This is a genomic window from Microbacterium sp. MYb45 (genome assembly GCF_002979655.1).
In the GTDB taxonomy this organism is placed as follows: domain Bacteria; phylum Actinomycetota; class Actinomycetes; order Actinomycetales; family Microbacteriaceae; genus Microbacterium.
Window position 1 is genome coordinate 75,471 of sequence record NZ_PCPG01000016.1, and the last position, 11,957, is coordinate 87,427.

The following is an 11,957-nucleotide window of genomic DNA, read 5'->3' on the forward strand; positions in this document are numbered from 1 at the left end:
ATCCGCACCATCCCCATGGCAGTCTCGCGCCTTCACTCCGGCGCGGCCTCATCGTACCGTGATCCCCCTGAAGCCCCTGCCCGGAGGCGTCTCTCGCGTATAGTCGTTCTCCTGGGAGTCGACGTCGGTCGCGACTCTGGGGAATTCGGCCGGCGACCCGAGGTGATCCGTGACGCGGATCCGGGGGGAGAGAATCGCGTGTCAACCGAGCACGGTCGGCTCGCCGTGGTGGTCGTGAACTACGCCTCGGCGAAGCTTCTGCAGCGCAATCTGGTGGTCGTCGCGCGCGAGGCGCGGGCGATCGATCCCGACGCGACGGTGATCGTGGTCGACAACTGGTCCTCCGCTGACGAGCGTCGAGCCGCGGAAGACGTCGCGCGGGAGAACGAGTGGACGCTGATCGCCCCCGAGTCCAACACGGGCTTCGGCGGTGGGGTGAACATCGGCGTGACGCGCGCGCTCGCCGACGGTGCGACCGACGTCCTCGTCATCAACCCGGATGCGCACATCGACCGCGAGTCGCTGCGTCGGCTGGAATCCACCACTGCGGCTTCCCGCACCACGCTCGCCTCGCCGGTCATCTCGGACTCGGACGGGCGTACGTGGTTCGCCGGTATCGATCTCCTGCTCGACGACGGAACGATGCGCGCGCGACGCAAACGCGTGGCGGGCGACCCGCGGCCGTTCGAACCCTGGCTGAGCGGCGCATGCCTGTGGATCACGCGCGAGGTCTGGGAGCTCGCGGGCGGATTCGACGACGACTACTTCCTGTACTGGGAGGATGTCGACTTCTCGCGGAAGGTCGTGTCGGCCGGCGGATCGCTGGCGCTCGTCGAGGACGCGAGTGCGGTCCACGACGAGGGCGGCACGCAGCGCGCCGACCCCGGGGTCTCGCGAGCGAAATCGGAGACCTACTACTACTACAACATCCGAAACCGGATGCTCTTCGCCGTGCGTCACCTCGACGAGGCGGGCGTGCGGCGCTGGCGCCGCTCGATCCCGAGGACAGCTCGCGAGGTGATCCTCCGCGGCGGACGCCGTCAGCTGATCCAGTCGGCCGCTCCGATCCGCGCGTACCTTCGCGGGGTGCGAGAGGCTCGGCGGATCGCACGCACCCCGCAGACCGATCGGAAGGGCAGGAAATGGTCGTAGACGCATACCGACGTCTCGCGCGCGCGCAGAAGGGCCATGCGCGTGGCGCCCCCGCGTACTCCGTGTACGTGAATCGTCGGATCGGGCGAGTCCTCGCCGCCGTCGCCTACCGCATCGGGCTCACGCCGAACCAGGTCTCGATCATCAGTGCGGTGCACTCCTTCGTCGCGATCGGGCTGATCGCCTTCGGACCGGTGAACGTGCCCATGGGCTTCCTGATCGCCGTGCTGCTCGTGCTCGGCTACGCCTGGGATTCCGCCGACGGCCAGGTCGCGCGTCTCCGCGGCGGGGGCAGTCCGCAGGGCGAGTGGCTCGACCATTTCATCGACACGCTCAAGATCGCGTCCCTCCACCTCGGGGTGCTGATCGGGCTCTACCGGGTCCTCCCGGAGGCACCGGTGCTGCTGCTGATCCCGATCGTGTTCAGCATCGTCGCCTCGACGACTTTCTCCGGGATGCTCCTCAACGACCTCCTCAAGGGGAAGCACGCTGTGGCGTCGACCCACGAGCGCGGCGGAGGCACGCTCGTGCGATCGCTCGTCCTGCTGCCCACCGACTTCGGCCTCGTCTGCCTCGTCTTCGTGCTGTGGGGCTGGACGCCGGCGTTCCTCATCGGCTACGGCCTGCTGTGTGCCGCCGCGGTCCTGTTCCTCGCGCTCGCCGCGGTCAAGTGGTTCCGCGAGATCGGAAGGCTCGGTGCCGACGCATGACCGGTGAGAAGATCCTGGTCGTGTGCGCCGCGAACGTCTGCCGGTCGCCGTTGGCGGAGCTCGGCCTGCGGCGGGGATTCGGTGCGGACTCATCTACATCGGTCAGCAGCGCGGGCGTCCGCGCGACCGAGGGTGATGCGATCTGCGAGCTGGTCTCGTCGCTCCACGATGACGAGGGATGGCGCGAACAGGCGCAGTCCCACCACGCGCGGCCGGTGACCATCGAACTCATCGAGCAGTCCACCCTGATCCTCACGGCGTCACGGGACATCCGTGGCGAGCTGGTGCGGCTCGCGCCGCGCTCGCGCGATTGGATGTTCACCCTCAAGGAAGCCGCCCACCTCGGAGCGGGCTTCTCCTCCACGGGGCCCGACCGCGTGGCGGACTACGTCGCGTATCTGGACCGAGCGCGGTCCCGGGCGACGCCGCTCGCCGGCAGCGACGGAGTCGGGAGCAGGATCCGGCGTCTCTTCGGCAACCGGGGCGCCGTCGATCCGACCAGCATCGCCGACCGGCACGGTAGCCGGGGCCACCGGGAGACCCTCGCCGAGGTTCAGTCGTCCACAGCGACGATCCTCGCCCAGCTCGGCGGGCACCGACGGCATGCATCCTGAGCGAAGCCTTGTGGTTTCCCGCTCCCCGCACTATCATTAGCCGATGCCGCGTTCTGCGCGGTGGGGACCGAGGCCGAGGGGGCTTCGGAATGGGGATCTGGGTTCTGGGGAGCTGCAGTGTTCAATGTTTCATCATGCCGTCGTGGGGACGGCACTTCGCGCTCGACACGCGCGATGTTCATCGCGCCTCTGGTGGCGCTCGCACTCGTGACGGCAGGCTGCACGGCAGCCCCTGACGCCTCCGAGGAGCCGACGCCCGAGGGCACCAGTACCACCGACTGGACGCCGCCTGCCGAAGATGAGGCCGCAGGGCCCACCGAGGCACCGTCGCTGACGGAGGAGAGCGGAGCTCTCGACGAGCCGATCGCCCTGTCGACCGACATGGTCGTCACGATCGACAAGATCTCGACGATGACCGTGGAGCCCGAGACGCCGGGCGAGTACGCCGGTCCGGCCGTCGTGGTCGACGTCTCCGTGTCCAATGACTCGAAGAAGGCGCAGAGCGTCGAATCGGCCGTCGTCAGTCTGACGACAGACGACGGAGACATCGGCGTGGCCACGACCGCGGGGCCGAACAAGCCGCTGACGGGCGATCTGGCCGCCGGCGCGAAGGCCACCGGGACCTACGTCTTCATGCTCGATCCGACGAAGGGACGCTCGGTCAAGATCAGCGTCAACTACGCCGCGGGCGAGCCGGTGGCGACCTTCGCCGGCACGCTGTCCTGACCTTCGTGCGCTGTCGCGCATCGATCTTTCATCGCACTTTCGCAATTTCATACTCAAGAAACGTTCTGCGGCTGGGGAGTCACTAATGGGGAACACAACAACCACGAGGCGGGCGCTGGGAGCGCTGGCTTCCGTCGTGACAGCAGCGTTGCTGGTCGCGGGCATGACGACGCTGGGAGCACAGGCCGCTTCGGCTGCTGACGTGTCCCCGCCGCCGCTGCTGCAGCGGGACGACAACGTCGTGACGTCGGATCCGATCCCGACGGTCCAGATCGACAACGGCTACGTCTGGTCGCAGACCGTGATCGGCTCGACCGTGTACGCGGTGGGCAAGTTCGACAATGCGCGTGCGCCTCTGGCGGTGCCGGGGACGAGTCTGACCGCACGGTCGAACGTCCTCGCCTATGACATCAACACGGGCCAGCTGCTGTCGTTCGCTCCGCAGGTGAACGGCGTGATCAAGGCGGTCGCGGCCTCGCCCGACGGCAGTCGCATCTACATCGGCGGGTCCTTCAACTCGGTCAACGGGCAGGCGCGCTGGAACTTCGCCGCGCTCGACGCCGTCACCGGCCAGCTGGTGCCCGGGTTCAATCCGTCGATCGGCGGCAGCGGTGTCTACGCTCTCGCCACCTCCGGGTCGAGCGTGTACGTGGGCGGTCTGTTCACGCAGGGCAACGGCACGGCCCGCAAGAACCTCGCCGGCTTCAACGCTGCCAACGGAGCCCTGCTGAGCTGGGCTCCGCAGAGCGACCTCCAGGTCGACGCGATGGTGATGGATCCGGCCGGGCAGAACGTCATCGCCGCCGGTCGCTTCTCGCAGGTCAACGGCAACCTGGCGATGCGCGGCACCGTCGCGCTCGACAAGACGACGGGTGCCGTCGACACCGCCTGGGCGCTCCCGCAGACCGTCAAGAACGGGTCGATCACCGGCGCCAACTCGGGCAAGGCCGGGATCTTCGGTCTGGCCGCCGACGCCAACGCGGTGTACGGCACCGGCTGGGTGTATGCCGATGCCGCCACCGGGAACCTCGAAGGCACGTTCGCGGCAGAGGCCGGAACGGGCCAGGTGCGCTGGATCTCCGACTGCTTGGGTGACCACTACGGCGTGTACTCGACGGGCAAGGTCGTGTACACGACGAGCCACACGCATGCCTGCAGCACGATGGGGATGCACCCCGAGCAGAACCCGCGCACGCACCGCTACTCGGAGGCGTACACGGCCGACGCGCGCGGCACGCTCGGGAATCAGCCCGCGGCTGGCAGCACGTACAAGAACTGGGCCGGTACGCCGGCGCCGTCAGGCTACGCCTGGACGCCCGACTGGGCCGTCGGCGTGACGACGGGTATGGGGCAGGCCGGCCTCTCCATCACCGGAGCGGGCAACATGATCTCGATCGGCGGAGAGTTCCGCTCGGTCAACAACGGCCGCTTCGAGGGCCTCGTGCGCTTCTCGACGACGCCTCCGGGCGGAGCGAAAGACGGTCCGCGTCTTTCGGGAGCGAACTGGACCGCCACGGCGCAGTCCTTCATCCCGGGGCGCGTGCGCGTCTCCATCCCCTCGAACTGGGATCGTGACGATCTGACGCTCACGTACGAGCTGCGACGCACGGGCACTGCCACGCCGGTCGCCACGAAGACGGCCGATGCGACCTGGTGGAACCGCCCCACGATCAGTCTCGAAGACAAGACGGCGCCTCCGGGAACACAGCAGGAGTACACCGTCGTCGCGAAGGACGGCAACGGGAACGCGGTGAGCAGTCAGGCCGTCAGCGTGGCAGTGACGGCAGGAGCCGTCTCCACATACGTGGACGCCGTGACCGCTGACGAGCCGCAGCTCTATTACCCCCTGGGCGACTCCAGCCAGGATTGGGCCGGTGCGAACACGCCCGTCTTCGGCTCGGGCGTCACGACATCCACGTCCGGCGTCGCGAACACCGCGACGGGAGCATCGACATTCACCGGTTCCTCTACCGGACGCGTCGCGACGACGAACAAGGTCGCCGCACCCTCCGAGTACTCGACCGAGGTGTGGTTCAAGACCAACTCCACCACCGGTGGAAAGCTGATCGGCTATGGGAGCGCCGCCTCCGGCGACTCCACCAGCTACGACCGTCACCTCTACATGACCAACAATGGTCGGCTCGTCTTCGGCACCTATGACGGGAGCACTCGGACGATTCAGAACAGCACGGCCCTGAACAACAACGCCTGGCACCATGCCGTGGCGACGCAGAGCTCTGCGGGGATGAAGCTGTACGTCGACGGCACGCTCGTCGCATCGGACGCCTCCGGTACCACCGCGGAGAACTACCTCGGGTACTGGCGCATCGGCGGGGACAACCTCAGCAGCTGGCCTTCGGCGCCGAGCTCCAAGTACTTCAAGGGAGCGCTCGATGAGGCCGCTGTCTACCCGTACGCGCTGACGTCGGCCCAGGTGCAGACGCACTACGGCGTCGGCAAGGGCTTCGAGGCGCCGACCGCCTCCTTCACGGCGACCGCGACGGACCTCGACGTGGCCTTCGACGCCAGCGCGTCCGCTCCGGCGGGCTCTGCGACGATCACCGGCTACCAGTGGGACTTCGGAGACGATTCTCCGGCGGGCACGGGCGCGACGACTTCGCACACCTACACGGCCTCCGGAACGTACACGGCGAAGCTCACGGTCACCGACAGCAACGGGCTGGCCACGACGACGGAGAAGCCGGTCGTGGTCCAGGCGGCGAACGTGCTGCCGACAGCGTCCTTCGAGCTCACCGGAACAGGACTCTCGGTCTCGGCGGATGCGTCCGCATCCACCGACTCCGACGGCACCATCTCCTCGTACGCATGGAACTGGGGTGATGGGACGACGTCGACCGGTCAGGTCGCCAGCCACGTGTACGCCACGGCGGGCACGCGCACGGTGACCCTCACCGTCACCGACGACCGCGGCGGCACCGCGTCGACCACGCGTCAGGCGGTCACCACTCACGCCGACCCGGTCGCGACGTTCACGTCGACGGCATCGGGCATGACGGTGAGCGTCTCGGCTGCGGGGTCGAGCGCCTCCGACGGGGCCACGCTCTCCTATTCCTGGAACTGGGGCGACGGCACTCCCGCCGGATCGGGAGCCACCGCCGGTCACACCTACACCCAGGCGGGTGCGCACGACATCACCCTGACGGTGACCGACAGCCTCGGCGGGTCCGCGAGCGTCACCAAATCCGTGACGGCGCAGGCTCAGGTCTTCGCGGCATCCGACTCGTTCGGTCGCGTGGTCTCGAGCGGCTGGGGCGCAGCCGATAAGGGCGGCACCTGGGCACCCATGAGCGGTTCCGCCGCTGTCACCTCCGTCGCCGACGGAGTGGGCAAGGTCAACCTCACGCCGGGTGAGACCCGCGAGATGCTCCTGCAGGGCACGTCCCTGCTCGACAGCTCGGCGCGGATCAGCTACACGCTGTCCTCCGGGCCGTCGACGGGCGTCGCCTACGAAGGGCTCGGCGCACGTCGGTCGGGTTCCAACGGCTACCGTGCACTTGCATGGCACCGTGCTGACGGCACCACGTGGCTCGTGATCCAGCGCAACGGTACGGCGATCGCCAGCACCGCCGTCGCAGGGCTCACCTGGACCGCGGGCAGCACGTTCAACCTGGCGATGGATACGACGGGTTCCACGACCACCACCATCCGCGCCAAGCTGTGGGCGGGCGGAGCAGCCGAACCTGCCAGCTGGCAGCTCTCGACGACGGACGCGACTCCGGCCCTCCAGGTCGCGGGAGCGCCCACCGTGTACTCGTACCGTTCGGGTACGGCGACCGGGACGAACCTCGCGAGCTTCGACGACTTCACGCTGAAGAACCTCGGCGCTGCGGTGCCGGATCCCGAGCCCGAGCCCGAGCCCACCAACGTGGCACCGACGGCCGCCTTCTCGGCGACCACCGCAGCGTTGACGGCCAACGTCGACGGCAGCGCATCGACGGATTCGGACGGCACCATCGCCTCCTACGCCTGGAACTTCGGCGACGGAACGACGGGATCGGGCGCAACGAGCTCCCGCGCCTACGCCGCAGCCGGAACCTACACCGTGACGCTCACCGTGACCGACAACAAGGGGGCGACGCACACCGCGACCAAGCAGGTCACGGTCGCGGCGGCTCCTGTCGATCCCGATCCCGATCCCGAGCCCGAGCCTGCTCCGTTGGCAGGCGACGAGTTCGAGCGGACCTCCGGTCCCGGTTGGGGCAGCGCGGTCGTGGGCGGTGCATGGACTATCGCCGGCGGCTCGCAGGCAGCGGCCACCGTGTCGGACGGCCAGGGCAAGATGGCCCTGATCCCGGGAGACACCCGCCACGCGACGCTTAACACGACCTCGATCACCGACGCCGTGCTTCAGACGCAGTTCCGCGTCGATCAGGCGCCGGCAGCGGGCGGCGCCTACATCGGAGTCATCGCGCGTCAGTCGGCCGCAGGCAAGTATCTGGTCCGCGCATGGCTCCGTCCTGACGGAACCATCTGGCTCGTGGCTCATCGTGACGGCACCGTGCTGCTGACGCAGCCCGTGTCAGGGGTCGCCTTCACGGCGAACACCTCCTACACGTTGAAGGTCTCCGTCACCGGTACGTCGCCGACCGCGATCTCGGCGAAGATCTGGGCGACGGGTGGCACGGAGCCGGCGAACTGGCAGCTCAACGCGACGGATGCGACGCCGTTGCAGGGTGCTGGCTCGGTCGGCTTGAGCGGCAACCGCTCGGGGAGCTCGACGGCGGCACTCGGTGTCTCCTTCGACTCGTTCCGGGTGACCGCCCCGTAGCAGAGCGATGCGGCGCACGTGAGGTGCGTTCCCGTCCATCGGTGCTCATGCGCCGGTGGACGGGGCGCGCCTCACGTGTTCTTGTGTGCTGACGTGTTACACATTGAGAGCGTTTCGCGCTGTGACAGATTCGTTCCGCATCACCACCTCCGAGTAGGATCCTGACGCATGGCCACTGCTGTTCCGATCGTGCTCCTCGCAGTCGGAGGTCTCGCCGCACTGGCCCTCGTCGTTCTCGTGCTCCGGATGATGCCCCGCGCGGCATTCGTCGTCTGGGCGTGCGTGCTCTTCTTCGTCCCCCTCTGGGTGGGCGTGAACATCGGCTTCTACTGGGCCGCGATCACGCTTCTCACGGCACTGCTGATCCTCGTCAACTGGTCGATCGTCCCGCTGCGGGCGGCCGATGCGTGGGTGGCGGTGTTCATCATCGTCATCGTCGGCCTGTACGCCTTCGGCTCCGTGGACCTCGCGTCTCTCGTCGCTGCGCTCCTCGAATGGGTGATCCCCTACATCTGGGGCCGCGTGGTGCTGGCCCGGGTCGGCACCGCATGGGTGACTTCGACCATCGCGATCGTCGCCGTGGTCGCCGCGGCACTCGCCGTCGTCGAGTTCTTCACGTCGTTCAACCCGTTCGTGCTCATACCGGGGTCGGGGGTCATCTACGACACCTGGAGCCCGCTGCAGGAGCGCGGAGGGGTCCTGAGGGCGGAGGGTGCTTTCGGGCATTCGATCGCGCTCGGTGCGGCCCTGGCCATGTCTTCGGCGTTCGTCGTCGCGACCAGGTGGCGGCTCGTTCCGAAGATCAGCGGGGTGGTGATCATCGCGGTGGCCACGGTCCTCACCTTCAGCCGTGTGGGTCTCCTGACGCTCGTGCTCACGCTCATCCTGTCCACGTTCCTGATCGTCGGCGTCTCCACTCGTTTCCGGGCGACCGTCGCCGTGGCCGGTGTGATCGGAACGGCCATCGTCATCCCCATCATCGACACGGTCTTCGGGGCAGCGGGGGAGGAAGCGGGCGGCAGTGCGGACTATCGAACGGACCTGCTCGTGCTCCTCGAACAGGTGCAGGTCTTCGGCAACCCGGGCGACTGGCACTCCCTGGTCTCGGGCGACTATTACCTCGGCTACTTCGCCAGATCCGTCGACAATGCGCTGGTCCTCACCCTGCTGAGGTACGGATATGTGCCGACCTTCCTCATCATGGCTGCCGTGGTCTGTGCTGCGTGGATGGCGCTGAGGCGTTCGACGCGAAGCCCCGCAGCGCTCGCGGTCGTCGGACAACTCCCGAGCCTCGTGGTGGTCGCCCTCATCACGCAATACAGCATGTTCCTCTGGTTCTGCGTCGGCTTGGCCATCACCTGGGCCAGAGACTCTGCCGTGCTCCGAGGGCCCGACGAACCGGCCACGCGCGTCGATATCGGCGCACCGGAGGGGCTGCGGCTGCCGAGCAGCGCCCCGCCGTCGTACCCACGAGCGTGAGGGTGCGGAAACGTTGACTCATCTAGAATCGAAATCTCAGGGGGAATGGGGAACCATGGGCGAGAGCCGGGTCAGTCTGCGTGTCATCGCGAGTTCGTTGCGCAAGTTCTGGTGGCTGATCGTGCTGTCCGCCGTTCTCGGCGCAGCGGGGTCCTACGGATACGCGTCGCTGCAGACGCCGCTCTTCCAGGCGACGACCTCCCTGTATTTCGCTCTCAACCAGGGAACCAGCGCCTCCGACCTCAACCAGGGATCGGTGTATACGCAGAGCCAGATGCTGTCGTTCGCTCAGCTCGCCACCAGCTCGCGCGTGCTCGATCCCGTCATCGAAGAGCTCGACCTCGACACCACTGCGCGTGCTCTGGCCCGGGACATCGAGGTGTCGATCCCGCAGAGCACTGTCACGCTCCGGGTCACCGGAATCGCGGACGACGCAGAAGCATCGGCCGACCTGGCGAACGCCGTCGCCGACCAGCTCATCGTGGCCGTCAAGGACGTGGCTCCCAAGGATCCGCAGGGGGAGTCCACGATCACCGCGCAGGTGATCGACGACGCGGTCGTGCCGGAGTTCCAGTTCACCCCGAGCAAGCCTCGTGACGCCCTTCTCGGCGGCTTCCTCGGCGGGGTGCTCGGCCTGGCCGTCGCGATCCTGATCGGGGTGCTCGACACCCGTGTGCGCAACGAGGAGACGCTCACGCAGGCAGGGGGCGACCCCGTGCTCGGTGTCGTGTCGAAGTCCCCGCTGCTGGTCACGCGCGGCATCGCCGTGGCACAGGAGCCGCTGGGGCACACCTCGGAGGAGTTCCGTCGCATCCGCTCCGCGCTCGCCTATGCGAATGTGTCGTCGCGCGTGAAGGTGCTCCTGGTCACGTCGGGCATGCCGGCCGAGGGCAAGTCGACGGTGTCGGTGAACCTGGCCATGACGCTCGCGGGTCTCCGCAACTCCGTGCTGCTGATCGACGCCGACATGCGCCGCCCGCGTGCGCACGAGCACGCCGGCATCGACGGCTCGATCGGTCTCACGAGCGTGCTGCTCGACGAGGTCGAGTTCGAGGTGGCCAAGCACAGCGTCGCCGACAGCACGCTGGACATCCTGCCCGCCGGCACCGTGCCTCCCAACCCCGCCGAACTTCTCACGTCGTCGCGCATGGCACAGCTGCTCGATTTCGCCGCAGCGGAGTACGACTACGTCGTGATCGACTCTCCTCCGACGCTGAGCGTCGCGGACGCGAATCTCTTCGCCACGCAGACCGACGGTGTCATCCTCGTCGTCGACGCGACCAAGACGCGCCGTGCCGCGCTGACGAAGAGCATCAGGTCGCTCGAGTCGGGTGGCGCACGCATCCTCGGGACCGTGCTGAACAGGGCCCGCCCCGACCGTCATCGTAGTGAGTACTACAGCGATTGACCGCCGACCCGGGTTCACGCCATCATGGCGTGTATATCGGCCGGAAGGCGGTGCCCGTTTGTCTTTGCCTCCTGAGCCGGTTACTCTTCATGAGTTGCGAGGGGGACTCGCACTTCACCGCCGGGGTGTAAACAGCGGCGTGGTGCTGGTTGATCGTTGAACCTGCCCCAGAAAACGGTGACATCATGTCCTTTCCGTTCCTTGAGCTCGCCTCATCCCCAAAGAAATCCCGACGACCTCCACAACACCGCCGGCGAGCGGTCGCCGGCGCTCTCGCCGCCGTGCTGGGAGTCACAGCCGCGCTGACGTCTGTACCGGTAGCCGCATCGGCGGATGTGTCGCAGGGAGCGACGCGACCTGCAGCGGCTGCTCCTGCCCCGGTCATCGACGACGACATGGACCGCACCGTCGGCTCCGGATGGGGATCATCGGCCGTCGGCGCGTGGCGCGTCATCGAGGGCGCCTCCAGTGTCACGGGAGACGTGGCTCTGCTGGCGAGCCGTAAGCCGGGGATCACCGCGCGGGCGAGCGTGACCGGCGTCTCGGCAGCCGACGTCGACAGCAAGTTCTCGCTCTCGATCCCGAAGCTGCCCGTCGGCGGTCCGATCTACCTCGCGCAGGCGGTGCGCGTCTCCGGGAAGGACTCCTACGGCGTGCGGGTGCGTGTGCACCCCGATGGCTCGGCCTACGTCTCCGTCGTTCGACTCACTGACCTCACCGGGGTCCAGAGCCTCGCCGAGCGTCGCCTTCCGGTGACCGTGAAGAGTGGAACCTCGCTGGACGTCGCGTTCCGGGTGACCGGCACCAACCCCGTCGCCCTCTCGGCGAAAGCCTGGGTCTCGGGTGCCGCAGAGCCGTCGGCCTGGCAGGTCTCGCACTCGGATGCATCGTCCGCACGCCTGCAGAAGCCGGGTGGTTACGCCTTCGCGCTCTACACCTCTTCCGGGGCGAAGTCGGCAGTGCCCGTCGGCATCGACGACATCCGCGCCACCGCCATCGCTGCTCCGACGCCTGCTCCGGCGCCTGCGCCGGCCCCCACCCGTCCGCCGGCACCGGGGTCGGGGCAGGCGCGGGGGTCG

At 68.0% G+C, this 11,957-nt stretch carries 7 protein-coding genes and 1 pseudogene; all 8 read left to right on the plus strand.

The genetic code is table 11. The features are described from left to right. The first annotated feature begins 198 nt into the window (after window positions 1–198). Window positions 199–1,152 carry a glycosyltransferase family 2 protein gene (locus tag CQ034_RS17585; RefSeq protein ID WP_258134257.1) on the plus strand — a complete coding sequence of 318 codons (954 nt, stop codon included), beginning with the start codon at window positions 199–201 and terminating at the stop codon, window positions 1,150–1,152. Beyond that, window positions 1,143–1,862, plus strand: coding sequence for a CDP-alcohol phosphatidyltransferase family protein (locus CQ034_RS17590; RefSeq protein WP_105712081.1), 720 nt, complete (start codon window positions 1,143–1,145; stop codon window positions 1,860–1,862). Before CQ034_RS17585 ends, CQ034_RS17590 begins: the two co-directional genes overlap by 10 nt. Beyond that, the gene (locus tag CQ034_RS17595) at window positions 1,859–2,476 is read left to right on the plus strand and encodes a hypothetical protein (RefSeq protein ID WP_105712082.1); all 618 of its coding nucleotides are present in this window, start codon (window positions 1,859–1,861) and stop codon (window positions 2,474–2,476) included. Before CQ034_RS17590 ends, CQ034_RS17595 begins: the two co-directional genes overlap by 4 nt. A gap of 174 nt (window positions 2,477–2,650) precedes the next feature. Next, window positions 2,651–3,202 carry a DUF4352 domain-containing protein gene (locus tag CQ034_RS17600; protein ID WP_258134258.1) on the plus strand — a complete coding sequence of 184 codons (552 nt, stop codon included), beginning with the start codon at window positions 2,651–2,653 and terminating at the stop codon, window positions 3,200–3,202. An 85-nt stretch (window positions 3,203–3,287) separates the two neighbouring features. Next, window positions 3,288–7,991: a PKD domain-containing protein gene (locus tag CQ034_RS17605; protein WP_258134259.1), complete on the plus strand. Its 4,704-nt coding sequence runs from the start codon at window positions 3,288–3,290 to the stop codon at window positions 7,989–7,991. Window positions 7,992–8,159: 168 nt separating this feature from the next. Next, window positions 8,160–9,470 (plus strand): hypothetical protein, encoded by a 1,311-nt coding sequence (locus CQ034_RS17610; protein ID WP_105712084.1) that lies wholly within the window; start codon window positions 8,160–8,162, stop codon window positions 9,468–9,470. A 55-nt stretch (window positions 9,471–9,525) separates the two neighbouring features. Continuing rightward, window positions 9,526–10,878, plus strand: coding sequence for a polysaccharide biosynthesis tyrosine autokinase (locus CQ034_RS17615; protein WP_029262868.1), 1,353 nt, complete (start codon window positions 9,526–9,528; stop codon window positions 10,876–10,878). 395 nt (window positions 10,879–11,273) lie between these two features. After that, window positions 11,274–11,957 (plus strand): annotated as a pseudogene (locus CQ034_RS17620) (hypothetical protein); the annotation flags it as partial.

What these genes read in the sequence shown, in the direction of transcription:
- CQ034_RS17600 (WP_258134258.1), top strand. Translation starts at nt 2,651, where the DNA reads ATGTTCATCGCGCCTCTGGTGGCGCTCGCACTCGTGACGGCAGGCTGC.
- CQ034_RS17615 (WP_029262868.1), top strand. Translation starts at nt 9,526, where the DNA reads ATGGGCGAGAGCCGGGTCAGTCTGCGTGTCATCGCGAGTTCGTTGCGC.
- CQ034_RS17610 (WP_105712084.1), top strand. Translation starts at nt 8,160, where the DNA reads ATGGCCACTGCTGTTCCGATCGTGCTCCTCGCAGTCGGAGGTCTCGCC.
- CQ034_RS17605 (WP_258134259.1), top strand. Translation starts at nt 3,288, where the DNA reads ATGGGGAACACAACAACCACGAGGCGGGCGCTGGGAGCGCTGGCTTCC.
- CQ034_RS17590 (WP_105712081.1), top strand. Translation starts at nt 1,143, where the DNA reads ATGGTCGTAGACGCATACCGACGTCTCGCGCGCGCGCAGAAGGGCCAT.
- CQ034_RS17595 (WP_105712082.1), top strand. Translation starts at nt 1,859, where the DNA reads ATGACCGGTGAGAAGATCCTGGTCGTGTGCGCCGCGAACGTCTGCCGG.